This is a genomic window from Pinisolibacter sp. DMC19, from assembly GCF_056313985.1.
In genome coordinates, this window is the sequence record NZ_JBQUZF010000005.1 from 25089 (window position 1) to 50253 (window position 25165).

Below are 25165 nucleotides of genomic sequence, written 5' to 3' on the forward strand. Positions count from 1 at the left end.
GACGATCGAGGATCCCGACCGTCGGAAGGTGGACCGGAGCGGCGAACCGCTCCGGTCTCGGATCGAACTCAGTGCGAGGCGGCGCCCGACGCACCGATGCCGGTCTGGCAGCGGATGTACTGAGCCTCGAAGCCGTCCTTGTCTTCCTGCGCGCGGGCCGAACCGTCGAGCACGGAGAACAGCCAGATGCCGATGAAGGCGATGGGCATCGAGAAGATCGCGACGTTGTCGTAGGGCTGCAGAGCCGCGGCATTGCCGAGGATCTTGACCCACACCGTCGGGCCGGTGACGACCAGGCCCACGGCCGAGAAGAGGCCGAGGAAGCCGCCGATGAAGGCGCCACGGGTGGTCATGCCCTTCCAGAACACCGACATGAGCAGGACCGGGAAGTTGCACGACGCGGCGACCGCGAAGGCGAGACCGACCATGTAGGCGACGTTCTGGTTCTCGAAGGCGACGCCCAGGCCGACGGCGAGGATGCCGAGGGCGACCGACGCCATCTTGGAGACGCGCATCTCGTCGACCTCGTTGACTCGGCCCCGCATGAAGACCGAGGCGTAGAGGTCGTGGGAGATCGCCGAGGCGCCGGCGAGGGCCAGGCCCGAGACGACCGCGAGGATGGTGGCGAAGGCGATCGCGGCGATGAAGCCGAGGAAGTATTCGCCGCCGACCGCGTTGGCCAGATGCATGACGGCCATGTTGGAACCGCCACGGATGGCCGCGATCACGTCCTTGCCCGCCGCGACCAGGGACTGGTCCATGAAGGGGTTGGTGGCCGGGGTCGACGTGTTGCCCGCGATGAGGGCAATGGCGCCGAAGCCCATGATGAAGGTCAGGATGTAGAAGTAGCCGATGAAGCCGGTGGCGTAGAACACGGACTTACGCGCGGCCTTGGCGTCCTTCACGGTGAAGAAGCGCATCAGGATGTGCGGCAGACCGGCGGTACCGAACATCAGGGCGAGGCCCAGTGAGATCGCCGAGACCGGATCGGAGATCAGCGAGCCGGGGCCCATGATCGCCGCATGCTTGGGATGGATGTCGACCGCCGCCTTGAACAGCGCCTCCGGCGAGAAGCCGAACTTGATGGCGACCATGAGCGCCATGAAGGTGGCGCCGCCGAGCAGCAGGCAGGCCTTGATGATCTGCACCCACGTGGTCGCGGTCATGCCGCCGAAGGTGACGTAGACGATCATCAGCACGCCGACGATGATGACGGCGTAGAGATAGGGCAGGCCGAACAGGATCTGGATCAGCTTGCCGGCGCCGACCATCTGGGCGATCAGATAGAAGGCCACGGTGACCAGCGAGCCGCAGGCGGCGAGCGTGCGGATCGGGGTCTGGGCGAAGCGGAACGAGGCGACGTCGGCGAAGGTGAACTTGCCGAGGTTGCGCAGCTGTTCGGCGACCAGGAAGGTCACGATCGGCCAGCCGACCAGCCAGCCCACCGAGAAGATCAGGCCGTCGTAGCCCGAACCGTAGACGAGGCCGGTGATGCCGAGGAACGAAGCCGCCGACATGTAGTCGCCGGCGATCGCCAGACCGTTCTGGAAGCCGGTGATGCCGCCGCCGGCGGTGTAGAAGGACGCGGCCGACTTGGTCTTGCGCGCCGCCCAGTAGGTGATGACGAGCGTGATGCCGACGAAGATGACGAACATGATGATCGCCGGGAAGTTCGTCGCCTGCTGCTTGATGTCGGCGGCGTCGACGCCGGCCGCCAGGGCGAGCGTCGGCAGCGCGGTCAGCGCGGCCGTCGTGAGGAGGGTCAGAATGCGGTTCATCACTTGGTCTCCTCGACGATCTGGGCGGTGAGCGTGTCGAACTCGGCATTCGCCTTGCGGACGTAGATGCCGGTGAGCACGAAGGCCGAGACGATGACGCCGATGCCGATCGGCACGCCGTAGGTCATCAGGTTGGTCCCGATGTGCGTGGCCAGGAACGGCTTGGCGTAGCCGACGAGGAGAATGAAGCCGTAGTAGATGACGAGCATGGTGATCGTCAGGGTCAGCGCCAGGCTGTTCCGCTTGTGCACCAGCTCCGCGAATTTCGGGTTGGCCCGAACCTTCTGGATGACATCGTTGCTCACGATGAATACCTCCCTTGGATTCTGATTTTTTGCGGGGAGATCCGTCGAGGCCGAACCACGAGGCCTGCCGTCCATCCTCAGATGAACGAACACCATCGGCTCGCAGATAGAGCGGACTACGGTCTCCCCCCGGTCCTGAGCAGACTCGCCCCGGAATGCGAGCTGCCATGGCAGAAATTTGCCTTTACGCAATCTTTGGCGATAGCCCGTCCTTCGTATAGCTACTTAAGACGCAGATTGTCGGACTCGCAGTCGAACTTTCGCAACGCAGCAATAATATTGCTGCGGCGCTTTGGTAATACATGGTGATTTCGGGTCAGCGGTTTTCGCATGCCTCGGCGATTTCGGCGACGATGGCCTCCGCCGCCGCACGCCGATCGGGCGCACCGAGGATCGGCCGCGCCACGACGAGGAGATCGGCCCCGGCGCGGATCGCGTCGCCCGGCGTCGTCACCCGCTTCTGGTCGCCGGCCGCCGCCCCCGCCGGACGGACGCCGGGGGTGACGAGCGCCAGATCGGGGCCGACCGCGGCGCGGAGCCGCGCCGCTTCCGCCGCCGAACAGACGATGCCGTCCATGCCGGCGGCGACCGCGTCGCGCGCCCGCGCCTCGACCAGATCGGCGACCGCGGTGCCGTAGCCCGCCGCCTTCAGGTCGGCGTCGTCCATCGAGGTCAGCACCGTCACACCGAGGAGTTTCGTGCGCCCGGACCCATGCGCCTCGCGCGCCGCCACCGCGGCCCGCATCGCCTTCGGGTATGCGTGCAGCGTCACCCAGTCGACCCCGAGCTTCAGGATCGATTCGATGCCTTCCTCGATCGTGTTGTCGATGTCGAGCAGTTTGACGTCGAGAAAGACCTTCTCGCCCTCGCCCACCAGCCGTTCGACCAGACCGAGACCGCCGGCGAAGACCAGCCGGTAGCCGATCTTGTAGACGCCGACCGCGCCGCGGGTCTGGCGCACGGCTTCCTCGGCGTCGGCGACCGACGGCAGGTCGAGGCCGAGGATCAGGCGATCGCGGGGATGGGCGGCGGTGAAGGCCATGGTCGGAGCTCCCTGTCTGGTCGCCCCGTCATAGCCGCCTCGGGCCGTTCGGCCAAGGCCGGCTCAGTCGAAGCGGCGATAGACCCAGACGCGGGCCGGCGGCAGGTTGCGCACCACCCAGCTCGACCGCTCCGTCTCGAAACGCGTCGCCCCGTGCGGCACCGGCGAGACCAGCGCGTAGGAGAACTGGATGAAGGGCGATCCGGGCTCCATCCGCGAGAAGGCATCGTCGAGCAGACGGACGCGTTCGGGCAGCGGCCGGGTGAAGAGCGGCAGGCTCGACACCACCGCCGCCAACGGCCGCGGCTCGGTGCCGACGAGGCCGGCGATCGACTGCGCCATGCGATAGGCGTCGCCGTGGACGAAGTGGACGCCGGGATAGCGCTGGCGCAGCAGCGAGCAGAAGTCGCCGTTGTACTCGATCGAGACGATGCGCTCGGGCGCGACGCCGCGCTCGATCAGCGCCTGGGTGACGACACCGGTGCCGGGTCCGAGCTCGACCACGAAGCCCGGTCGCGCCGGATCGACGTAGGCCGCCATGGCGCGGGCCAGTTGCGGCGAGGACGGCGCCACGGCGCCGGTGATCAGCGGCTTGTCGATCCAGTTCTTGAGGAAGCGGACCTCGTCGAGAACCTTGTGGCGAAGGTCGCCGGTGGCTTCGCGCATTTTGGGGTGTCCCATGGGTTGCTCCGGCTCGATGAGATCGGGTCGCCGCGACCCTGCGGCACGCTCGTGACGTTACAATGGCGCCGGATGAAATGCGACCCGGCTCATCCCCCCAGATTGTCGAAGAAGCCCTTCATCTTGGCGAAGAAGCCGTGGGACTCCGGATGGGTGTCGCCGGAGCAGTCCTTCTCGAACTCCTCGAGCAGCTCGCGCTGGCGCTTGGTCAGGTTGCGCGGCGTCTCGACGCCGACCTGGATGTAGAGATCGCCGTAGCCCCGGGTTCTCAGGATCGGCATGCCCTTGCCCTTGAGCGGGATGCGCTTGCCCGACTGGGTGCCCTCCGGGATCTTCACCTTGGCGGTCTCGCCCGACAGGGTCGGCACGTCGATCATGCCGCCGAGCGCCGCCGTCGTCATCGAGATCGGCACGGCACAGAACACGTCCGCCCCGTCGCGCTGGAAGAACGTGTGCGGCTTGATCGAGACGAAGATGTAGAGATCGCCCGCCGGGCCGCCACGCGTGCCGGCCTCGCCCTCGCCGGCCAGACGAATGCGATTGCCGTCCTCGATGCCGGCCGGAATGTTGACGGCGAGCGTCTTCTCCACCGACGTGTGGCCCGAACCGCCGCAGGCCTTGCAGGGATCGGGGATGACCTGACCGCGACCCTGGCAGGTCGGGCAGGTGCGTTCGATGGTGAAGAAGCCCTGCACCGCGCGGACCCGGCCGTGACCGCCGCAGGTGCGACAGGTCTGGGCCTGGGTGCCGGCCTTGGCGCCGGTGCCGGAACAGACCTCGCAGGTGACCGTGGTCGGCACCTTGATCTCGACCTGCTTGCCGGCGAAGGCCTCCTCGAGGGAGATCTCCATGTTGTAGCGCAGGTCGGCACCACGCTCGCGCCCGCCGCGACCACCGCCGCCGCGCCCGCCGAAGTCGCCTCCGAAGAAGTTCTCGAAGATGTCCGACATGGTCTGGGCGAAATCGCCGTTGAAGCCGGCGCCCCCGCCCCCGCCCATGCCGCCGCCCTCGAAGGCGGCGTGGCCGAAGCGATCGTAGGCGGCGCGCTTCTGTTCGTCCTTGAGGCAGTCGTAGGCCTCGTTGATCTCCTTGAAGGCCGCTTCCGCCGACGCGTCGCCCGGATTCCGATCCGGGTGGTACTGCATGGCGAGTTTGCGGAAGGCGCTCTTCAGCTCCTTCTCGTCGGCCGTCCGGGAGACGCCGAGAACCTCGTAGTAGTCGCGCTTGGCCATGGTCGATCCGTCGTTCCGCGGGTCCGAATGCCGCCCGAGAGATACGGCGCGACCCGGCGTGGAAAATCACACCGGGTCGCGCTTCGTCACCTCACGGGGAAACACCTCGATCAGTGCTTCTTGTGGTCGTCCTTGACTTCCTCGAAGTCGGCGTCGACCACGTCCTCGCGCTTGGGCTCGGCAGGGCCGGCCTCCGCCGCGCCCGCATCCGTCTGACCGGCCGCGTACATGGCCTCGCCGAGCTTCATCTGGGCTTCGGCCAGCTTGTTGGCCGCCGCCTTGATCGCCTCGACGTCGTCGCCCTCGAGCGCCTTGCGGGTGTCGGCGATCGCCGCCTCGATGACCGACTTGTCGGCCGCCGAGACCTTGTCGCCGTAGTCCTTCAGCGCCTTCTCGGCGGAATGGGCGAGGCCTTCGGCGTGGTTCTTGGTCTCGACCAGTTCCTTGCGCTTCTTGTCCTCGGCCGCGTTGGCTTCCGCGTCCTTGACCATCTTCTCGATGTCGGCATCCGACAGACCGCCCGAGGCCTGGATGCGGATCTGCTGCTCCTTGCCGGTGCCCTTGTCCTTGGCCGAAACCTGGACGATGCCGTTGGCGTCGATGTCGAAGGTCACCTCGACCTGCGGCACGCCGCGCGGCGCCGGCGGGATGCCGACGAGATCGAACTGGCCGAGCATCTTGTTGTCGGCCGCCATCTCGCGCTCGCCCTGGAAGACGCGGATCGTCACCGCGGTCTGACCATCCTCGGCGGTCGAGAAGACCTGGGACTTCTTGGTCGGGATGGTGGTGTTGCGATCGATCAGGCGGGTGAAGACACCGCCCAGCGTCTCGATGCCGAGCGACAGCGGCGTCACGTCGAGCAGCAGGACGTCCTTGACGTCGCCCTGCAGCACGCCGCCCTGGATCGCGGCGCCGATGGCGACGACCTCGTCCGGGTTGACGCCCTTGTGCGGCTCACGGCCGAAGAACGACTTCACGATCTCCTGCACCTTCGGCATGCGGGTCATGCCGCCGACCAGCACCACCTCGTCGACCTGACCGGCGGCGAGACCGGCGTCCTTCAGAGCCGCCTTGCAGGGCTCGATGGTGCGCTGGATCAGGTCGTCGACCAGCGCCTCGAACTTGGCGCGGGTGAGCTTGAGGTTGAGATGCTTCGGACCGGTCGCGTCCATGGTGATGAACGGCAGGTTGATCTCGGTCTGCGTCGCGCTCGACAGCTCGATCTTGGCCTTTTCGGCCGCTTCCTTCAGACGCTGCAGGGCGAGCTTGTCGTTGCGGAGATCGATGCCGGTCTCCTTCTTGAACTCGTCGGCGAGATAGCCGACCAGCCGCATGTCGAAGTCCTCACCGCCGAGGAAGGTGTCGCCGTTGGTCGACTTCACCTCGAAGACGCCGTCGCCGATCTCGAGGATCGACACGTCGAAGGTGCCGCCGCCGAGGTCGTAGACCGCGATCGTGCCGGAGGTCTTCTTGTCGAGGCCGTAGGCGAGCGCGGCCGCCGTCGGCTCGTTGATGATGCGCAGGACTTCCAGACCGGCGATGCGGCCGGCGTCCTTGGTGGCCTGACGCTGGGCGTCGTTGAAGTAGGCCGGCACCGTGATGACGGCCTGCGTCACCGGCTGGCCGAGGAAGGCTTCCGCCGTCTCCTTCATCTTGCCGAGCGTGAAGGCGGAGATCTGCGAGGGCGAATAGGGCTTGCCGTCCGCCTCGACCCAGGCGTCGCCGTTGGCGCCCTTGGCGATCGTGTAGGGGACGAGATGCTTGTCCTTCTCGACCATCGGATCTTCGTAGCGGCGGCCGATCAGGCGCTTCACCGCGAAGAAGGTGCGCTCCGGATTGGTCACGGCCTGCCGCTTGGCGGCGACGCCGACGAGACGCTCGCCGTCGTCGGTCAGAGCGACGATCGACGGCGTGGTGCGCGCGCCTTCGGAATTCTCGATGACCTTGGCGGTCTTGCCGTCCATGACGGCGACGCACGAATTGGTCGTGCCGAGGTCGATACCGATCACCTTGCCCATGATGCTTCTCCTCTGGCGGGCCGTCCGAACCCCTGTCGGGCGTTTCGGGAAGGGCGTTCGCCCACGGCCCCCGATTGACGGGCCCCTTCGGGACCCCATGGTTTCAACCTGTGAAGACCTCCGGGACAGACCGGAAGTCATGCTTCGCCGGGGTATATAAGAGGCGCGTTTCGGCGCCGCAAGACGCGGCGGTTCGGCTTTTCCGGCGAATTCGCCTCCGTCGTGGCGGGCGCGGGCCGGCCGGCCTAGAATGACCGCCGTCCCGATCGAGCCGCACACCATGCCGAAACGCTCCGCCTCCCCCCTGCCCGACGGCGTCACGCTTCTCCCCGGCCGGCTCGACCGCGGCGACCAGACGGCCCTCGTCGAGGCGCTGCGCGCGGTGATCCGCGAGGCGCCCTTGTTCACGCCGGTGATGCCGGGAAACGGGCGGCCCTTCTCGGTGCGCATGACCAACTGCGGCCCGCTCGGCTGGGTCTCGGATCGCACGGGCTATCGCTACCAGCCGACCCACCCGACGACCGGACGACCCTGGCCGGCGATGCCGTCGGTGCTCCTCGACCTGTGGAACGCGGTGACCGGCTACGATCTCGCCCCCGAGGCCTGTCTCGTCAACTTCTACGGCGAGGGCGCCAAGATGGGCCTGCATCAGGACCGCGACGAGGCCGATTTCGCCGCCCCCCTGCTGTCGATCTCGCTCGGCGACACCGCACGCTTTCGTCTGGGCGGGCCGGAGCGCAGCGATCCGACCCGGTCGTTTCCGCTGGAGAGCGGCGACGTGCTGATGCTCGCCCCGCCGATGCGCCTCGCTTTCCACGGCATCGATCGCGTGCTGCCGGCGACCTCGACGCTGCTGCCGCGCGGCGGGCGGATCAATCTGACGCTGCGCCGCGTGTCGCCGCGGCCGGCGTGATCACGAGACGAGCCGCCGGAGCCCCGGCACTTTCGCGAGCCCGACCGCCACCGCCGCCGAGGCGACGACGATCGCCGCGGAGACCGCCAGCGACGTCGCGATCGGCACCGACAGGCGGGTCGACGGCGGGACGATCTGGCTCCAGCCGAGGGTGAAGAGCCCGTGGATGCAGTACATGCCGACGGCGAAGCGGCCGAGCCGGGCGACCCGCGCCGCCACCCGGCCCATCGGCACCCGCAGCACCAGGAGGAACAGCGCCGGCGAGAAGATCGCCGAGCCGAGGAGGAAGTTGAAGTTTGAGATCGGCTTCACCCCGTGGGCGGAGATGAACAGCGCCTCCCAGACGAAGAGCGCGAGCCCGATCGCCACGAAGACCGCCAGCGCCGAGACCGGCACCGCCGGCACTTCGTCGCGTCGCATCGCGAACCACGCCCCCATGGCGACGAAGAGCGGCCCGAAGAACGGCCCGTTGCGTCCGGTGAAGGCGACGGCGTCGGGATAGATCCGCGCCACCCAAGGAAAGGCGCCGGTCATCTCGTTGTAGGGCCCGACCGCCAGCCCGACCGCGTAGAGCGCCAGCGACACCGTCCACACCGCCCTCCAGCCGAAGGGCCGGAGCGCCAGGAAGATCGCGATCGACACGCCGAGCCAGGGCAGGAACCACAGATGGAAGGCGACGCCGCCGCCGTTGAGCGTGGCGATCAGATGCCGGTAGGGCTGCGGGATCGACGACGGCGCCGGGTGGTAGCCGAGGTCGAGTACCAGGAAATGCACGCCGTTGTAGACGAGCTCCCAGGCGACGAAGAGCACGAAGAGCCGCTTGAAGACGCGCCAGCCGTAGTCGAAGCCGTTGGTCGCCTTCAGCCCGGCCATGAAGCCCGACGTCATGAAGAAGAAGGCGAGCGAATAGCGCAGCACCATCAGCAGCACGCCGTAGGCGTTCAATTCCCGCGTGTCGACGGCGACGACGTGGATGGTGGTGACGGTGCAGAAGGCGACGAAACGCATCGCGTCGATCTGCTCGACCCGCGCCCGGGTCGCCACCGCGCTCGCCGCCGCCGGCAGGGTCGCGTCGAGCGGCTGCGGCCGGACGGGCGCCAGTCCCGGCGGATCGACGAAGCCGAGACCCTTCAGGATCTCCGTCGCGCTCTTGCTCGCGCCGGTCACCGCCATGCGTCCCCCGCCCCTCGTCACCACACGCGACACCGTTCCCGGTCTCCGATCATCGCCGCAAGTTGCAAAGACTTCGCCAAGACGGCTGGTTAACGAAGGACGAGCGACGGTTTGACGTGGGACCGCCGGCCCGTTAGCCCTGATACGGGATCCGTCGGGTCGCTTCGCGACGCCGGATCCGGCTCGTCGAAAAAGCCTTTGTCCAGACACGGCTTTTCGACGAACGGAATACGAGACTCCGATCTGATCGATCGGATCTCGTATCAGCCCCACGGAGTCGTTCCCCGCCGATGATCGCGTCCTCGCCCCACCTCGACCGTGCCCGCGCCGTGCTGCGCGAGGTCTTCGGCTATCCCGACCTGCGCCCCGGCCAGGACGAGATCGTCGCCGCGGTACTCGACGGCGCCGACGTGCTCGCCGTCATGCCGACGGGTGCCGGCAAGTCGATGTGCTACCAGTTGCCGGCGCTGGTGCGCGAGGAACTGGTCGTCGTCGTCTCGCCGCTGATCGCCCTGATGCGCAACCAGGTCGCCCAGATGCAGGCGAACGGCATCTGCGCCGGGGCGCTGAACTCCACGACCGACGCCGAGGAATGGCGCCGGATCATGGACGATCTCGCCGCCCGCCGCCTGCGCCTCCTCTATCTCGCCCCCGAACGCCTCGCCCGCCCCGAGACGCAGGAGCGTCTCGCCCGCGCCGACGTGGCGATGATCGCCGTCGACGAGGCGCACTGCATCTCGCAGTGGGGCCACGACTTCCGCCCCGAATATCGCGACATCGGCGCCTTCGCCGAGAAGCTCGGCAATCCGCGCATCCTGGCGCTGACCGCCACCGCCGACGCCGCCACCCGCGAGGAGATCCGCGAACGCCTCTTCGTCCGCGAGCCCGTCACCTTCGTCCACGGCTTCGATCGGCCGAACCTCTTCCTCGCCATGCGGCCCAAGGCCGATCCGCGGCGCCAGCTCGTCCGTTTCCTCGACGGCCACCGCGACGAGAGCGGCGTCGTCTATTGCTCCTCACGCCGCCAGACCGAGGAACTCGCCGAGGCCTTCCGCGGCGCCGGCCACCGGGCGCTCGCCTATCACGCCGGCATGGAGGGCGAGGCCCGTTCGACGGCGCAGGACACGTTCCTGCGCGAGGACGGCATCGTCATGGTGGCGACCGTCGCCTTCGGCATGGGCATCGACAAGCCCGACGTCCGCTTCGTCGCCCATGCGGCGCTGCCGAAGTCGATCGAGGCCTGGTACCAGGAGATCGGCCGCGCCGGTCGCGACGGCCTGCCCGCCGACACGCTGACCCTCTACGGCACCGACGACATCATCCTGCGCCGCCGCCAGATCGACGAATCGGACGCGGGCGACGAGCAGAAGCGGGTCGAGCGCCAGCGCCTCAACGCGCTGGTGGCGCTCGCCGAGACGCCGCGCTGCCGCCGTCAGGTGCTGCTCGCCTTCTTCGGCGAGGAGAGCGAGCCCTGCGGCCACTGCGACGTCTGCCGCGACGGGGTGGAGACCTTCGACGGCTCCCTCGCCGCCCAGAAGGCGCTCTCCGCCATGGTGCGCACCGACCAGCGCTTCGGCGAGACCCATCTCGTCGACATCCTGCTCGGCGAGACGACCGAGCGCATCGAGAAGTTCGGCCACGCAAAGCTCAAGACCTTCGGCGTCGGCAAGGAGTTCACCCGGCCGCAGTGGCGGGCGATCTTCCGCCAGATGCTCGCCGCCGGCCTCGCCGACGTCGACATGACCGCCCACGGCGCCTGGTATGTGACGGAAGCCGGCGGCGAGGTGCTGAAGGGCGCCCGCCCGGTCGTCTTCCGCCGCGACGTGGTCGAGGCCGCCCGCGCCGAGGGCCGCAAGAAGTCGGCGAAGATCGAGAAGAAGCTCGCCGTCTCCGGTCTCGACGAGGCGGAGACGCGCCTCCTCGACGCGCTGAAGCGCACCCGCGCCGATCTCGCCCGCGAGCTCAACGCCCCGGCCTATGTCGTCTTCGCCGACCGCACCCTGATCGAGATGGCCCACGCCCGCCCGACGACGCGGACCGAGATGGCCGCCCTCCACGGCGTCGGCGCCGCCAAGCTCGAGCGCTTCGCCGACGTCTTCCTGCGCGCCGTCCGCGACTTCGAGGGCTGATCGCGCCCTCCGCCGCCGGCCGCCGCACCGTCTGCGCAACCATCCGATGCCGTCCGCGGTCGCTTCCGCGCGTCCGTGCGCGCCTCGCGCCGACACGCGGCGGCTGCGGCCTGCCGTCCGACGGACAGCGACCAAAGCGCTAGCCCCGGACCTATTGAGGCGAGGCCGCAATTCATAATATAAGTATGTTCTCATATAAAGCCGCGACGACGCATCGGACATCCGATCCGCAAGGACAAGCGGCGACAACGAGGGGGGAGAGCCGGTCTCATGGCAACTCTGGACAAGAAGCAGATCGTCATTCTCGGCGCCGGCATTTCCGGCCACACCGCGGCGCGCTACCTGCTGCGCGGGCGGCCGAAAACCCGCACGCCCTACGAGGTCGTGGTGATCTCGCCGAACGAGGCGTGGAACTGGATCCCCTCGAACATCTGGGTCGGCGTCGGCCAGATGACCAAGGAGCAGGTCACCTTCGACCTCGCCACGCTCTATGCCCGCGTCGGCATCCCCTTCCACCGGGCCCGCGCCGTGTCGATCCACCCGGAGGGCGACGCCGACGACGCCACGCCCTTCGTCACGGTCGAATACACCGGCGGCGCCAAGGTCGGTCAGACCGCCAAGGTCGCCTACGACTACCTGATCAACGCCACCGGCCCGAAGCTGAACTTCGGCGCGACCGAGGGTCTCGGCCCCGACCACGGCCACACCGTGTCGGTGTGCACCGCCGATCACGCGATCGAGGCGAACCACAAGCTGCAGGCGACGATCGACGCCATGCGCCGCGGCGAGAACAAGACCATCGTGATCGGCACCGGTCACGGCACCTGCACCTGCCAGGGCGCCGCCTTCGAATACATCTACAACGTCGACCACGTGCTGCGCGAAGCCGGCGTCCGTGATCGCGCGCGAATGGTCTGGATCTCCAACGAGTACGAGCTCGGCGACTTCGGCATGGGCGGCGTCCACATCGAACGCGGCGGCTACATCACCAACGGCAAGGTCTTCGCCGAGAGCCTGATGGTCGAGCGCGGCATCGAATGGATCACCCGCGCCGCGGTCAACAAGGTCGAGGCCGGCAAGCTCCACTACGAGCAGCTCGACGGCACCCGCGGCGAACTCGACTTCGACTTCGCCATGCTGATCCCGCCCTTCTCCGGCGTCGGCCTGAAGGCCTTCGACAAGGCCGGCGAGGACATCACCGCGAAGATCTTCGCCCCCTCCGGCTTCATGAAGGTCGACGGCGACTACACGCCCCGCCCCTATGCCGAATGGTCGGCCAAGGACTGGCCCTCGACCTACCAGAACCCGACCTACGGCAATCTCTTCGCCGTCGGCATCGCCTTCGCGCCGCCGCACCTGATCTCCAAGCCGATGACCAGCGTCAACGGCACGCCGATCAACCCGGCCCCGCCGCGCACCGGCATGCCGTCCGCCGCCATGGCGATCGCGGTGGCCGAGAGCATCCGCGACATGCTCGACGGTGCCCCGGCGCCCACCAAGACGGCTTCGATGGCCAAGATGGGCGCGGCCTGCGTCGCCTCGACCGGCCGCAACTTCCTCACCGGTTCGGCCGCGACGATGACGGTCTTTCCGGTGGTGCCCGACTACGAGAAATATCCGGAATACGGACGTGATCTATCGCTGACCTTCGGCGAAATCGGTCTCGCCGGCCACTGGATGAAGGCGATGCTGCACTACACCTTCATCTACCAGGCCAAGATGAAGCTCGGCTGGTCCCTGCTGCCGGATTGATCACACGATCGATCGGCGACGAGCACCATCCTCGCGAATTCAGAGACCGGAGAGAGAACGCCATGACCGTCACCAACAAAGAGCCCTACCAGCAGGCCTACTACCCGCCGAAGCCCACCTGGACGACGATCTTCCTGCGCAAGTTCCTGCCCTGGCAGATCGTGCGCTTCTTCGTCATCAACATGAAGATGATCCGCCTGATGCGGAACTCGCATCACTGAGCCGGCAAAGGAACGGGTGGCGGCTGCCCCGCCGTCATCCGTCCCGGTCGGCCGGCTCGTAGCGCAGCGTCCCCGCCCGTCGGGTCGGCCGGCCGGTGTCGCTGGTGTGTTCGACGCCGTCCATGACCGGCACTTCGGCGAAGTCGAAAGGGCTGACCCCATCGAGACAGGCGACATTCACGGCGAAGAGCGCCGTGTTCGACCGCCGCTGATGGTGGGTGTAGATGCCGCAACGCGAGCAGAAGAAGTGCTCGGCCGTACCGGTGTGGAAGCGGTAGCTGGTCAGCACCGCCTCACCCTCGAGGATCAGGATCCCGCCGGTCTCCGCCATGGCGACGACCGCGCCGCGCATCCGGCAATAGGAACAGGTGCAGCGGCGGATCGATCGGAAATCGTCGACCAGCGTCGCCTCGAACCGCACCGTGCCGCAATGGCATCGCCCGAGCCGGACCGTTCCCTCTGCCTTCATCGTCACTCGCCCCTCGCACCGATCGTCTCTCCGCCCGGTCTAGGCCGGAGAACGAGACGGTCCGATGACGGCGGCGCGACGGACGCCCCCGTTCAGCCGAGCCGCCCCGCGATCAGCGCCACCAGCCGCGCCGCGACCTCGTCCTTGGGCAGATCCGGCCATTCGGTGATGCCGTCTGCCGCGACGATCCGGACCGTGTTGCGATCGCCGCCCATGATGCCGGTCTCCGGCGAGACGTCGTTGGCGACGATGAGATCCGCGCCCTTCTTGTCGAGCTTGGCGCGAGCGTTGGCGAGCAGGTTCTCGGTCTCCGCCGCGAAGCCGACGACGAGCTTCGGCCGGAGCGTCGGGTGACGCCCGACGCCGGCCAGGATGTCCGGGTTCTCGACGAAGGCCAGAGTCGGCACGCCACCCGGCCCCTTCTTGATCTTCTCGGCGGCTTCCGAGGCCACCCGCCAATCGGCGACCGCCGCCGCCATCACCGCGACATCGACCGGCAGCGTCGCCTCGACCGCATCGCGCATCTCGCGCGCCGTCTCGACCCGCACGACCGTCACCCCCGCCGGATCGGCGAGCCCGACGGGTCCCGAGACCAGCGTCACCGTCGCCCCGGCCTCGGCCAAGGCTGCAGCCACCGCATAGCCCTGCTTGCCCGAGGATCGATTGGCGATGTAGCGCACCGGATCGATCGGCTCGTGGGTCGGCCCCGCCGTCACCACGATCTTGCGGCCCGCGAGCGGCTTCGGCGCCGCGGCTTCGGCAAAGAAGGCCTCGATCGCCGCGACGATCTCCAAGGGCTCGGACATCCGCCCCGCCCCTTCCTCGCCGCGCTCGGCCATCTGTCCGACGTTCGGCCCGACGAAACGCCAGCCGTCGGCGGAAAGGCGCGCGGCGTTGCGGCGGGTCGCCGGATGGGCCCACATCCGCGGGTTCATCGCCGGGGCGGCGAGCACCGGCTTGTCGGTGGCGAGCAGCACGTTGGAGGCGAGGTCGTCGCAGAGCCCGTTCGCCGCCTTGGCGAGGAGATTGGCCGTCGCCGGCGCCACGACCACCAGATCGGCCTCGCGCGACAGACGGATGTGGCCGATCTCGTTCTCGCCGGTCAGGTCGAAGAGATCGGTGAAGACGCGGTTCTCCGACAGCGCACCGGCGGAGAGCGGCGTCACGAATTTCGTCGCCGCCTCCGTCATCACCACCCGCACGCGCGCACCGCGTTCGCGCAGGCGGCGGATCAGATCGAGCGACTTGTAGGCGGCGATACCGCCCGCGATGATCAGAAGAATGCGCTTTTCGGCGAGCATGGGCCCGAAATTCCCTCGTTGACGCCGATCCCGGCGCGGCGCCGCACCCTAGCAGGACACCCGCGACGCCGCCACGCAAAGCCGCGCCTGCGGTGAACGGCCGCCGTCCCTTCCGTCTCCCACGCAGGGGAGAAGGAAGAAGAAGCCCCGCCCATGGACTCCCGCGTGGCGTCGTGGCAGAGACGACCCTTCCCGCGCGCCCGCGCAACCCGGACGGAACGACGAGCCGATGGCTTTCGAGATCAAGATCTGCGGCCTGAAGACGGACGAGGCGGTCGCCGCCGCGCTCGACGCCGGCGCCGATCTGATCGGCTTCGTCTTCTTCGCGAAGAGCCCGCGCAACGTGACGCTCGACGAGGCGGTCCGTCTCGCCGCCCCCGCCCGCGGCCGAGCGAAGATCGTCGCCCTGGTGGTCGATGCCGACGACGCGAGCCTATCCGCGATCGCATCTCGCCTGAAGCCCGACCTGATCCAGCTCCACGGCCACGAGAGCCCCGAGCGCGTCGCCGAGATCGCGCGGCTGACGGCAACGCCCCTGATGAAGGCGCTGCCGGTGGCCGAGGCCGCCGATCTCGCCGCCCTGCCCACGTTCCTGCCGCATGTCGCGCGCATTCTCTTCGACGCCAAGCCGCCGAAGACGCCCGATGCGCTGCCCGGCGGCAACGGTCTCTCCTTCGATTGGCGCCTCGTCGCCGATCTCGACCCGGCTCTGCCGATCATGCTATCGGGGGGCCTGACGGCGGAAAACGTCGCCGAGGCGGTCGCCGTCACCGGCGTTGCGGCCGTCGACGTCTCCTCCGGCGTGGAGAGCGCTCCCGGCGTCAAGGATCCCGCGCGGATCCGCGCCTTCGTGAAGAATGCCCGTGAGGCGGCCGTCCGCCGCGCGCGAAACCCGAGGTCCCGCCCTTGAACACGCTCATCAATTCGCTTCGGAACGGTCCCGACGAGCGCGGCTTCTTCGGCCTCTACGGCGGCCGTTTCGTCGCCGAGACGCTGATGCCGCTGATCCTCGAGCTCGAACAGGCCTACGAGGACGCCAAGAAGGACCCGAGCTTCGAGGCCGAGCTCTCGTCGCTCTCGACCCATTACGCCGGTCGCCCCTCGGCGCTCTACTACGCCGAGCGCCTGACCGAGCACCTACGCGCCCAGACGGGCGGCAAGTTCGGCGCCGAGATCTGGTTCAAGCGCGAGGAGCTGAACCACACCGGTTCCCACAAGATCAACAACTGCCTCGGCCAGATCCTGCTCGCCAAGCGCATGGGCAAGACGCGGATCATCGCCGAGACCGGCGCCGGCCAGCACGGCGTGGCGTCGGCCACCGTCTCCGCCCGCTTCGGCTACCCCTGCATGGTCTACATGGGTGCGACCGACGTCGAGCGGCAGAAGCCCAACGTCTTCCGCATGAAGCTGCTCGGCGCCGAGGTCACGCCGGTCACCTCCGGTGCCGGCACCCTCAAGGACGCCATGAACGAGGCGCTGCGCGACTGGGTGACGAACGTCGAGAACACCTATTACCTGATCGGCACGGCGGCGGGTCCGCATCCCTATCCGGCGATGGTGCGCGACTTCCAGTCGGTGATCGGCAAGGAGACGAAGGAGCAGTTCTTCGCCGCCAAGGGCCGTCTGCCCGACGCCATCGTCGCCTGCATCGGCGGCGGCTCGAACGCCATCGGCCTCTTCCATCCTTTCCTCGACGACAGCGGCGTGAAGATCGTCGGCGTCGAGGCCGCCGGCCATGGCATCGACGTGCCGAACGGCCATGCCGCCTCGATGACCGGTGGCCGCCCCGGCGTGCTCCACGGCAACCGCACCTATCTGCTGCAGGACGGCGACGGCCAGATCCTCGAGGGCCACTCGATCTCCGCCGGCCTCGACTATCCCGGCGTCGGACCGGAGCATTCGTGGCTGAAGGACACCGGCCGCGTCTCCTACGTGCCGGCGACCGACAAGGAGGCGCTCGACGCCTTCCAGATCTGCTCGAAGCTCGAAGGCATCATCCCGGCCCTGGAACCGAGCCATGCTCTGGCCCATGTGCTGAAGATGGCGCCGACCATGGACAAGTCGCAGTCGATCGTGATGTGCCTCTCCGGCCGCGGCGACAAGGACGTCTTCTCGGTCGCCGATTATCTCGGCGAGAAGATCTGAGGTGACGACGATGACCGAGACCCGCATTTCCCGCCGCTTCGCGGCCGTCGCAGCCGAAGGCCGTCCGGCGCTCGTCACCTTCGTGATGGGCGGCGATCCCGACCACGAGACCGGCCTCGCCATCCTGAAGGCCCTGCCGGGCGCCGGCGCCGACGTGATCGAGGTGGGCATGCCCTTCTCCGATCCGATGGCCGACGGCCCGGCGATCCAGGCCGCCGGCAAGCGCGCCCTCGACGCCGGCGCGACGCTCGCCAAGACGTTGGCGCTGGTCGCCGACTTCCGCAGGACCGACGCCGACACGCCGATCGTGCTGATGGGCTACTACAACCCCATCTACATCTACGGCCCCGAGCGCTTCCTCGCCGATGCCCAGTCGGCCGGCGTCGACGGCCTGATCGTCGTCGACCTGCCGCCGGAAGCCGACGACGAGCTCTGCATCCCGGCGCTCGCCCGCGGCCTCAACTTCATCCGCCTGGCGACGCCCACCACCGACGATCGTCGCCTGCCGACGGTCCTCGCGAACACCTCCGGTTTCGTCTATTACGTCTCGATCACCGGCATCACCGGCGCGGCGAAGCCCGACGCGACGAAGGTGGCGGAGGCGGTCGGCCGCATCAAGCGCCACACGGCGCTGCCGGTCGCCGTCGGTTTCGGCGTGCGCGACGCGGTGTCCGCCCGCGAGATCGGCCGCAACGCCGACGGCGTGGTGGTCGGCTCGGCGATCGTCCAGGCGATGGCCGCGACCCTCGTCGACGGCCGGCCGACGGCTGCGACCGTTCCGGCCGTGACCGCCCTCGTGGCCGACCTCGCGGCCGGCGTCCGCGCCGCCCGCGGCTGAGATTTTCCGGCCGGCCCGAAAGGGTCGCGCCGCCTGAGTGGAGTATCCCCGTGAACTGGCTGACCAACGTCGTCCGTCCGAAGATCAAGAGCCTTCTCACCAAGAAGGACGTGCCGGAGAACCTCTGGATCAAGTGTCCCGAGACCGGCGAGATGGTCTTCCACCGCGATCTCGAGGCGAACCAGTTCGTGGTGCCCTCGTCCGGCTATCACATGCGCATGCCGGCCAAGGCGCGGCTCGATGCCTTCTTCGATCGCGGCGAATGGGCCGCGGTGGCGACCCCGACGGTCGCGGCCGACCCGCTGAAGTTCCGCGACGAGCGCCGCTATTCCGACCGCATCCGCGACGCCCGTTCCAAGACCGGCAAGGACGACGCCGTCCAGGTCGCCTACGGCCGGCTCGAGGGGCTGCCGGTCACCGCCGCGGTGCAGGACTTCGACTTCATGGGCGGTTCGCTCGGCATGGCCGCCGGCGAGGCGATCGTCACCGGCCTGATGACGGCGCGCGACCGCGGCACGCCCTTCGTGCTCTTCGTCGCCTCAGGCGGCGCCCGCATGCAGGAAGGCATCCTGTCGCTGATGCAGATGCCGCGCACCACCGTCGCCGTCCAGGCGCTGCGCCGCGCCAAGCTGCCCTATTTCGTCGTGCTGACCAATCCCACGACCGGCGGCGTCACCGCCTCCTACGCCATGCTCGGCGACGTGCATCTGGCCGAGCCCGGCGCCCTCATCGGCTTCGCCGGCCCGCGCGTCATCGAACAGACGATCCGCGAAAAGCTCCCCGAGGGCTTCCAGCGCTCGGAATATCTCTTCGACCACGGTATGGTCGACCTCGTCGTCCATCGCCACGAGATCCGCGACACCGTCTCGCGGCTGGCGCATCTCTTCATGAAGAAGGATCGCCCGCGCCACGACGCCGCGGCCTGATCGCGATCCGGGAGGGCATCATGTCGTCGTCGCTCGACGCCCTCCTCGCGCGGCTCGAGAAGACGGTGCCGGCCGGTTGGGACCTCGGTCTCGACCGCATGCACCGTCTGCTCGCCCGGCTCGGCGATCCCCATCGCGCCATCCCGCCGGTGATCCACGTCGCCGGCACCAACGGCAAGGGCTCGACCACCGCCTTCCTGCGGTCGATCCTCGAGGCCTCCGGCCGCCGCGTCCACGTCTATACCTCGCCCCATCTCGTCCGTTTCGCCGAGCGCATCCGCGTCGCGGGGACGCTGGCCGAGGACGATGCGCTCGCCGCGGCGATCCTGCGGGCGGAGGAGGCGAATGCCGGCGCACCGATCACCTTCTTCGAACTGGCGACCGTCGCCGCCTTCCTGCTCTTCGCCGAGACGCCGGCCGACGCGACCCTGCTCGAGGTCGGCCTCGGCGGAAGGCTCGACGCCACCAACGTCGTGGCGAACCGGCTCGCGTCCGTCATCACGCCGATCTCGATGGATCACGAGAAGTTCCTCGGCGACACGATCGAGAAGATCGCCACTGAAAAGGCCGGCATCGTCGAGGCCGGCCGCCCGCTCGTCTCAGCCCCCCAGGTCGATGCCGTCGCCGCCGTGCTGGAGCGCACCGCCGCCCGTGCCCGCGCAGCCCTGTCGCTCGGCGGACAGGACTGGACCGCGACGCTCGAGGACGGGCGGATGATCCATCGCTCGGAACGCGGTCTCCTCGACCTCGCCCCGCCGCGCCTCCTCGGTCCCCACCAGATCGTCAACGCCGGCACGGCGATCGCCGCGCTCGAGGCGGCCGGCTTCGACATCCCCGAGGCGACGATCGATCGCGGCATCGCCGGTGCCGACTGGCCGGCCCGCATGCAGCGGCTGACCGAGGGCGCCCTGGTCGAGGCCGCTCCGACGGGCGCCGAGATCTGGCTCGACGGCGGCCACAACCCCGGCGCCGGCGAGGTCATCGCCGCGACACTCGCCGATCTCGGCCGCCGGTCGCCCCGCCCGCTGGTGCTGATCGCCGGTCTGCTCGAGACCAAGGACCCGGTCGGCTTCTTCCGCCCCTTCCGAGCCCTGACGCCGCGCGTCCTGACCGTGCCGATCGACGGCGGCGAACACCCCGGCCGCGACCCGGCCGCCTTGGCCGAGATCGTCGCGACCCGCGCCGGCCTCGCCGCAAAGCCGACGACGGGCGTCCGCGCCGCGCTCGAAAGCCTGCGCGCCGACGGGGGGCTTCCCCCGCGCATCCTGATCTGTGGATCGCTCTATCTCGCCGGCGCCGTGCTGGCGGAAAACCGCACGCCGCCGGTCTGAGCGGCAGTGCCCCTCACCAGCGGAACAGCCCGCCGATGAACTCACCCAGCGTCTGACCTTCCGGGCCGCCGCGCGACGGGCGACGGACGGGGGCGTCGGCGATCGAGCCGGTGGTCTCCGGATCGGCGGGACGTGCCCGATTGCGGGCGACCGGCAGGATCGGCTGTTGTCCGGCCGGCGTCGAACCGGTGGTCTCGGCGGCCCCCACCGGCGTCGCCGGCAGACCCGCCACGCCGCGCGCGTAGCCGACACCGGGGATCGCCATCGCCTGCTGGCCGCGATGGGCATCGAGCATGAAGCGGTGCCAGACCACGGTGGCGAGCGAGCCGCCGGTACCGCGCTTGGTCGGCTGGCCGTCGTCGTTGCCGAGCCACACGCCGGTCGTGAGTTTCGCGGTGTAGCCGATGAACCAGGCGTCGCGGAAATCCTGGGACGTGCCGGTCTTGCCACCGGTCTGCCAGCCGGGGATCTGCGCCCTGCGCGCCGTGCCCGACGCCAGCGTCTCGGCCAGCATCTCGTTCATCTCGGCGAGCGGCACGGGATCGATCACCCGGCCGATGCCGGTGCCCTTGCGGGCATAGAGCACCTTGCCGTCGGCCGACTTGATCGACTTGATGACGTGCGGCACCACGCCCATGCCGCCGTTGGAGAAGGGCACGAAGGCGGCGGTGATCTCGAGCGGCGTCACTTCCGACGTGCCGAGCGCGATCGAGGGCGTCGCGGTGAGCGGCGAGGTGATGCCGAGCCGCATCGCCGTCTCGGCGACCTTCTTCGGCCCGACCTCGATGGCGAGCTTGGCCGCCACCGTGTTGATCGACTGCGACAGTGCTTCCTTCAGCGTGATCGGGCCCTTGAACTCCTTCTCGAAGTTCTTCGGGCTCCAGCCCTTGTAGGTGAAGGGCGTGTCGTCGCGGACGGTGTCGGGGGTCAGCCCCGCCTCCATCGCGGTCAGATAGGTGAAGGGCTTGAAGGTCGAGCCGGGTTGACGCTTGGCGGAGACGGCGCGGTTGAACTGCGACTTCGAATAGTCGACGCCGCCGACCAACGCCTTGACCGCGCCGGTCGAGTCGATCGACACGACCGCACCCTGAGAGACGTCCTTCTTGTCGCCGAACTGCGCCATGCCGGCCTGCAGCGCCGCCTCGGCGAGGATCTGCAGCGACGAATCGATCGTCGTCTCGACGACGATGTCCTTGTCGATCGAGCCGATGTAGCTCGGGATCTGGTCCATCACCCAGTCGGCGACGTAGTTCTCGGACCCGGCGTTCGGCTGGGTGAAGATCATCTTCGGCTGGGCGATCGCCGCCTCGCGCTGCTTGTCGGTGATCACCCCGGTCTCGACCATCAGGGCGAGGACGGTCTGTGCGCGCGCCTTGGAGCGCTCGGGATCGCGCGACGGCGCATAGCGCGACGGTGCCTTGAGGAGGCCCGCCAGCATCGCCGCCTCGAGCGGCGTCACGTCGCGCGCCGACTTGCCGAAATAGCGCCGCGACGCCGCGTCGACGCCATAGGCGCCGGCGCCCATGTAGACGCGGTTCATGTAGAGCTCGAGGATCTGATCCTTGGTGTAGGTCCGCTCGAGCCACAGGGCGAGCAGCACCTCCTGCACCTTGCGGCCGAAGGTCCGCTCCTGGGTCAGGAACAGGTTCTTGGCGAGCTGCTGGGTCAGCGTCGAGCCGCCCTGCGACACGCCGCGCCGGGTCAGGTTGACGACGACGGCGCGGGCGAGGCCGATCGGATCGATGCCCCAGTGTTCGCGGAAACGGCGGTCTTCGGTGGCGATGATCGCGCCCGGCAGCCACGGCGGCAGTTCCGAGATCCTCACCGCCTCGCCGCCGGTGTCGCCGCGATTGCCGACGAGCTTGCCGTCGGCCGACAGGATCTTGACGTTGGCCGGCCGCTCCGGCACCGCCCATTCCGAGGTCGGCGGCAGACGTGCGCCGTAATAGACGAGAACGCCGCCCGCCGCGATGCCGGCCCAGATCGCCAGCACGAAGCTCCAGTAGAGCGCCCGGCGCACGAATCGCCCGAAGCCGCTGCCCGACGGCGGCGGCGGCTTGCCACCGCCCTTGCGGGTGCGGCGCGGCGGCGGGGGCGGCGTGTCGTCGCCGTCGAAGTCTTCGTCGCGGGCGGCACGGCGGCGGCGCGGCGGCTCGTCGTAATCCTCGTCGCGCGCCTGCGGACGACGGCCCTCGAAACTCGGTTCGGCCCGCGAAGCGCGTGCGCCACGCGTCTCCGGCGGACGGCGCGGTCCACGGACACCGGTCGGGCGGTCTTCCGGCGACAGACGAATGTCGAGGCGATCGCCCGCCTCGTGCTCGTCCTCGTCGAAGACGGGATCCCGTCGCCGATCTGCCCCTCGCGCCACGCCGCTTTCTCCTCGACCCGTTTCGGCACCGAAGCAGTGCCGATGTCTCCCCTTGGGAGCCTATTGGGGGCGTTTTAAGGCGGAGTTAACCCAACGCGAGTTCAGCGCCCACCCGACCGGCGCGACTGTGCCTCGACCGCCACGAGCGTCGACATGTTGACGACGCCGCGCGAGGTGACCGACTGGGTCAGCACGTGCGCCGGCTTCGCCGCCCCGAGCAGGATCGGGCCGACGTGGAGACCGTCGGTCATGCCCTTGATCAGGTTCAGCGCGATGTTGGCCGAATCGAGCGAGGGGAAGACCAGCAGGTTGGCGTCGCCCTTGAGCGTCGAATCCGGCATCACCCGGTTGCGCATCGCCGTGTTGAGCGCCGCGTCGCCGTGCATCTCGCCGTCGATCTCGAGGCCCGGCTCCATGGCACGCACGATCGACAGCGCCGCCCGCATCTTCTCGGCCGAGGCGAGCCCGCGCGAGCCGAAGTTCGAGGCCGACAAGAGCGCCGCCTTGGGCGGCAGGCCGAAGCGACGAATGTGACGGGCGGCGAGCACCGCGGTGCGCGCCACCTCCTCCGGCGTCGGATCCGGCGTCGCGTAGGTGTCGGTGAGGAACCACGAACCGGTCTGGGTGATGAGCAGCGACAGCGTGGCGAAATGAGTGTCGGCCGCATCACGGCCGATCACGTCGTCGACAACGTTGAGATGGCGGATGAAGCCGCCACCGAGACCGCAGATCAGCGCGTCGGCATCGCCGCGCTCGACCGCCACCGCGCCGATCACCGTGGTGTTCGACCGCACGATCGTCTTGGCGCCGTCCGGCGTCACGCCCTTGCGGCCGACCTTGGAGAAATAGGTCGCGACATAGTCGTTGTAGCGCGGGTCGTTGGAGGGATCGACGACCTCGAAGTCGACGTTCGGCCTGACCCGCAGACCGAAGCGCTCGCAGCGCGCCTCGATCACCTTCGGCCGGCCGATCAGGATCGGCGTGGCGACGCCTTCCTCGAGCAGCACCTGGGCGGCGCGCAGCACGCGCTCGTCCTCACCGTCGGAATAGACGACGCGGCTCTTGACCTTCGCCGCCTTCGCCGCCGCCGTGATCGGCTTCATGATCAGGCCCGAACGGAAGACGAAGCGCGAGAGACGCTCGAGATAGGCGTCGAAGTCCTTGATCGGCCGCCGCGCCACGCCCGCATCCATCGCCGCCTTCGCCACCGCCGGCGCGATGCGCAGGATCAGGCGGTTGTCGAAGGGCGAGGGGATCAGATGGTCCGGGCCGAAGACGACCGGGCTGCCGTCGGCGTTCTTGAGGTCACCCGCCTCCTCGTGGGCGAGCTTGGCGATGGCCCGCACCGCCGCCATCTTCATGGTCTCGTCGATCGTCGTCGCGCCGACGTCGAGCGCCCCGCGGAAGATGTAGGGGAAGCAGAGGACGTTGTTGACCTGATTGGGGAAATCCGACCGACCGGTGCAGATCATGGCGTCCGGGCGCACCTCGCGGGCGAGATCCGGCATGATCTCCGGCGTCGGATTGGCGAGCGCCATGATCATCGGCCGCTCGGCCATCGACTTCAGGAGCTCCGGCTTCAGCACGCCGCCGGCCGACAGGCCGAGGAAGACGTCCGCCCCCTCGATCACTTCCGCCAGCGTGCGCTTGTCCGTCTCCTTGGCGTAGACAGACTTGTAGCGGTCCATCAGCTTCTCGCGACCGACATGGACGAGGCCCTCGAGGTCGCAGACCCAGATGTTGTCGACCCTGGCGCCGAGCGAGACGAGCAGATTGAGGCAGGCGAGCGCCGCAGCGCCCGCACCCGAGGCGACGATCTTGACCGCGGCGATGTCCTTGCCGGCGAGCTCGAGCCCGTTGAGGATCGCCGCCGCGACGATGATCGCCGTGCCGTGCTGGTCGTCGTGGAAGACCGGGATCTTCATCTTCTCGCGCAGCTGACGCTCGACCTCGAAACACTCGGGCGCCTTGACGTCCTCGAGGTTGATGCCGCCGAAGGTCGGCTCCAGCGCCGACACGACGTCGACCATGCGCTCGACCGTCGGCGCGTCGACCTCGATGTCGAAGACGTCGATGCCGGCGAATTTCTTGAAGAGGACGGCCTTGCCCTCCATCACCGGCTTGGAGGCGAGCGGCCCGATGTTGCCGAGGCCGAGCACCGCCGTGCCGTTGGAGACGACGGCGACGAGATTGCCGCGCGCGGTGTAGTCCTCCGCCTTGTCCGGATCGTCCCTGATCGCCAGACACGGCGCCGCGACGCCGGGCGAATAGGCGAGCGCCAGGTCACGCTGGTTGCCGAGCGGCTTGGTCGCCTGGATCTCGAGCTTTCCCGGCCGCGGCATCTTGTGGAAATACAGCGCGGCTTCGGAGAGCTCGTCGTTGTGGCTGCGTTCGGCGAAGGACGTCGCGACATCGTTGGACGGCTCGGTCGGCATCGGTCACTCCCGTTTCGGGTCGGCACATCCGTCGGCCCCCTCCGGCCGGCGGTCTCGACGGGGTGGCGACCGGTCGGTCACATTCCACCCTGCCTGCGACGACGGGCC

The 25165-nt window shown here is 68.8% G+C and carries 20 protein-coding genes; 9 read left to right on the forward strand and 11 right to left on the reverse strand.

The window, feature by feature from the left end; translation table 11 throughout:
• Positions 1-68: 68 nt before the first annotated feature.
• The 6 genes from ACT53U_RS13260 to dnaK form a co-directional block, all read right to left on the reverse strand.
• The gene (locus ACT53U_RS13260; protein WP_476155777.1) at positions 69-1778 is read right to left on the reverse strand and encodes a cation acetate symporter; all 1710 of its coding nucleotides are present in this window, start codon (positions 1776-1778) and stop codon (positions 69-71) included.
• The gene (locus tag ACT53U_RS13265; protein WP_476155779.1) at positions 1778-2083 is read right to left on the reverse strand and encodes a DUF485 domain-containing protein; all 306 of its coding nucleotides are present in this window, start codon (positions 2081-2083) and stop codon (positions 1778-1780) included. Before ACT53U_RS13265 ends, ACT53U_RS13260 begins: the two co-directional genes overlap by 1 nt.
• Positions 2084-2399: 316 nt before the next feature.
• A complete protein-coding gene (pyrF, locus tag ACT53U_RS13270) occupies positions 2400-3125 on the reverse strand; it encodes an orotidine-5'-phosphate decarboxylase (RefSeq protein WP_476155781.1) in 726 nt (241 codons plus the stop codon).
• Between the two features lie 63 nt (positions 3126-3188).
• Complete coding sequence (locus ACT53U_RS13275) at positions 3189-3806, reverse strand: class I SAM-dependent methyltransferase (protein WP_476155783.1); 618 nt, start codon at positions 3804-3806, stop codon at positions 3189-3191.
• Between the two features lie 89 nt (positions 3807-3895).
• The gene (gene dnaJ / locus ACT53U_RS13280; protein ID WP_476155785.1) at positions 3896-5038 is read right to left on the reverse strand and encodes a molecular chaperone DnaJ; all 1143 of its coding nucleotides are present in this window, start codon (positions 5036-5038) and stop codon (positions 3896-3898) included.
• Positions 5039-5148: 110 nt separating this feature from the next.
• On the reverse strand, positions 5149-7056 hold the full coding sequence (dnaK, locus tag ACT53U_RS13285) for a molecular chaperone DnaK (protein ID WP_476155787.1): 1908 nt from the start codon (positions 7054-7056) through the stop codon (positions 5149-5151).
• A 280-nt stretch (positions 7057-7336) separates the two neighbouring features.
• Here dnaK and ACT53U_RS13290 point away from each other — a divergent pair, with 280 nt between their 5' ends.
• Entirely contained in the window at positions 7337-7969 is a 633-nt protein-coding gene (locus tag ACT53U_RS13290; protein ID WP_476155789.1) for an alpha-ketoglutarate-dependent dioxygenase AlkB family protein, read from the forward strand.
• Here ACT53U_RS13290 and ACT53U_RS13295 read toward each other — a convergent pair whose 3' ends face one another.
• Positions 7970-9142 (reverse strand): acyltransferase family protein, encoded by a 1173-nt coding sequence (locus tag ACT53U_RS13295; protein WP_476155791.1) that lies wholly within the window; start codon positions 9140-9142, stop codon positions 7970-7972.
• A gap of 290 nt (positions 9143-9432) precedes the next feature.
• On the opposite strand from ACT53U_RS13295, the gene recQ reads away from it, so the two are divergent.
• The 3 genes from recQ (at position 9433) to ACT53U_RS13310 (ending at position 13244) form a co-directional block, all read left to right on the forward strand.
• Positions 9433-11271, forward strand: a complete 1839-nt coding sequence (gene recQ / locus ACT53U_RS13300; RefSeq protein ID WP_476155793.1) for a DNA helicase RecQ — start codon at positions 9433-9435, stop codon at positions 11269-11271.
• 270 nt (positions 11272-11541) lie between these two features.
• The gene (locus ACT53U_RS13305) at positions 11542-13023 is read left to right on the forward strand and encodes an NAD(P)/FAD-dependent oxidoreductase (RefSeq protein ID WP_476155795.1); all 1482 of its coding nucleotides are present in this window, start codon (positions 11542-11544) and stop codon (positions 13021-13023) included.
• Positions 13024-13085: 62 nt separating this feature from the next.
• Positions 13086-13244 carry a hypothetical protein gene (locus tag ACT53U_RS13310; protein WP_476155797.1) on the forward strand — a complete coding sequence of 53 codons (159 nt, stop codon included), beginning with the start codon at positions 13086-13088 and terminating at the stop codon, positions 13242-13244.
• A 34-nt stretch (positions 13245-13278) separates the two neighbouring features.
• On the opposite strand, the gene ACT53U_RS13315 is transcribed toward ACT53U_RS13310, so the two are convergent.
• The gene (locus ACT53U_RS13315) at positions 13279-13713 is read right to left on the reverse strand and encodes a GFA family protein (protein WP_476155799.1); all 435 of its coding nucleotides are present in this window, start codon (positions 13711-13713) and stop codon (positions 13279-13281) included.
• 92 nt (positions 13714-13805) lie between these two features.
• Positions 13806-15014 carry a bifunctional phosphopantothenoylcysteine decarboxylase/phosphopantothenate--cysteine ligase CoaBC gene (coaBC, locus tag ACT53U_RS13320; RefSeq protein ID WP_476155801.1) on the reverse strand — a complete coding sequence of 403 codons (1209 nt, stop codon included), beginning with the start codon at positions 15012-15014 and terminating at the stop codon, positions 13806-13808.
• A gap of 229 nt (positions 15015-15243) precedes the next feature.
• Between coaBC and ACT53U_RS13325 the strand changes: the two genes are divergently transcribed.
• The 5 genes from ACT53U_RS13325 to ACT53U_RS13345 are packed head-to-tail and all read left to right on the forward strand — an operon-like array spanning position 15244 to position 20254.
• Entirely contained in the window at positions 15244-15924 is a 681-nt protein-coding gene (locus ACT53U_RS13325; protein ID WP_476155803.1) for a phosphoribosylanthranilate isomerase, read from the forward strand.
• The gene (gene trpB / locus ACT53U_RS13330; protein WP_476155805.1) at positions 15921-17159 is read left to right on the forward strand and encodes a tryptophan synthase subunit beta; all 1239 of its coding nucleotides are present in this window, start codon (positions 15921-15923) and stop codon (positions 17157-17159) included. The genes ACT53U_RS13325 and trpB overlap by 4 nt, the downstream gene beginning before the upstream one ends.
• Before the next feature lie 10 nt (positions 17160-17169).
• A complete protein-coding gene (trpA, locus tag ACT53U_RS13335) occupies positions 17170-17997 on the forward strand; it encodes a tryptophan synthase subunit alpha (protein ID WP_476156359.1) in 828 nt (275 codons plus the stop codon).
• A 50-nt stretch (positions 17998-18047) separates the two neighbouring features.
• Positions 18048-18923 (forward strand): acetyl-CoA carboxylase, carboxyltransferase subunit beta, encoded by an 876-nt coding sequence (gene accD, locus ACT53U_RS13340; protein WP_476155807.1) that lies wholly within the window; start codon positions 18048-18050, stop codon positions 18921-18923.
• Positions 18924-18943: 20 nt separating this feature from the next.
• Complete coding sequence (locus ACT53U_RS13345; RefSeq protein ID WP_476155809.1) at positions 18944-20254, forward strand: bifunctional folylpolyglutamate synthase/dihydrofolate synthase; 1311 nt, start codon at positions 18944-18946, stop codon at positions 20252-20254.
• Between the two features lie 13 nt (positions 20255-20267).
• On the opposite strand, the gene ACT53U_RS13350 is transcribed toward ACT53U_RS13345, so the two are convergent.
• Both ACT53U_RS13350 and ACT53U_RS13355 read right to left on the reverse strand, forming a co-directional pair.
• Positions 20268-22622: a transglycosylase domain-containing protein gene (locus ACT53U_RS13350; protein WP_476155811.1), complete on the reverse strand. Its 2355-nt coding sequence runs from the start codon at positions 22620-22622 to the stop codon at positions 20268-20270.
• A 101-nt stretch (positions 22623-22723) separates the two neighbouring features.
• Entirely contained in the window at positions 22724-25057 is a 2334-nt protein-coding gene (locus tag ACT53U_RS13355; RefSeq protein ID WP_476155813.1) for an NADP-dependent malic enzyme, read from the reverse strand.
• Between the last annotated feature and the right edge of the window lie 108 nt (positions 25058-25165).

Coding starts and splice junctions, on each gene's coding strand:
- ACT53U_RS13260 (WP_476155777.1), bottom strand. CDS start 1,778: ATGAACCGCATTCTGACCCTCCTCACGACGGCCGCGCTGACCGCGCTG.
- pyrF (WP_476155781.1), bottom strand. CDS start 3,125: ATGGCCTTCACCGCCGCCCATCCCCGCGATCGCCTGATCCTCGGCCTC.
- ACT53U_RS13275 (WP_476155783.1), bottom strand. CDS start 3,806: ATGGGACACCCCAAAATGCGCGAAGCCACCGGCGACCTTCGCCACAAG.
- dnaJ (WP_476155785.1), bottom strand. CDS start 5,038: ATGGCCAAGCGCGACTACTACGAGGTTCTCGGCGTCTCCCGGACGGCC.
- dnaK (WP_476155787.1), bottom strand. CDS start 7,056: ATGGGCAAGGTGATCGGTATCGACCTCGGCACGACCAATTCGTGCGTC.
- ACT53U_RS13290 (WP_476155789.1), top strand. CDS start 7,337: ATGCCGAAACGCTCCGCCTCCCCCCTGCCCGACGGCGTCACGCTTCTC.
- ACT53U_RS13295 (WP_476155791.1), bottom strand. CDS start 9,142: ATGGCGGTGACCGGCGCGAGCAAGAGCGCGACGGAGATCCTGAAGGGT.
- recQ (WP_476155793.1), top strand. CDS start 9,433: ATGATCGCGTCCTCGCCCCACCTCGACCGTGCCCGCGCCGTGCTGCGC.
- ACT53U_RS13305 (WP_476155795.1), top strand. CDS start 11,542: ATGGCAACTCTGGACAAGAAGCAGATCGTCATTCTCGGCGCCGGCATT.
- ACT53U_RS13310 (WP_476155797.1), top strand. CDS start 13,086: ATGACCGTCACCAACAAAGAGCCCTACCAGCAGGCCTACTACCCGCCG.
- ACT53U_RS13315 (WP_476155799.1), bottom strand. CDS start 13,713: ATGAAGGCAGAGGGAACGGTCCGGCTCGGGCGATGCCATTGCGGCACG.
- coaBC (WP_476155801.1), bottom strand. CDS start 15,014: ATGCTCGCCGAAAAGCGCATTCTTCTGATCATCGCGGGCGGTATCGCC.
- ACT53U_RS13325 (WP_476155803.1), top strand. CDS start 15,244: ATGGCTTTCGAGATCAAGATCTGCGGCCTGAAGACGGACGAGGCGGTC.
- trpA (WP_476156359.1), top strand. CDS start 17,170: ATGACCGAGACCCGCATTTCCCGCCGCTTCGCGGCCGTCGCAGCCGAA.
- ACT53U_RS13345 (WP_476155809.1), top strand. CDS start 18,944: ATGTCGTCGTCGCTCGACGCCCTCCTCGCGCGGCTCGAGAAGACGGTG.
- ACT53U_RS13355 (WP_476155813.1), bottom strand. CDS start 25,057: ATGCCGACCGAGCCGTCCAACGATGTCGCGACGTCCTTCGCCGAACGC.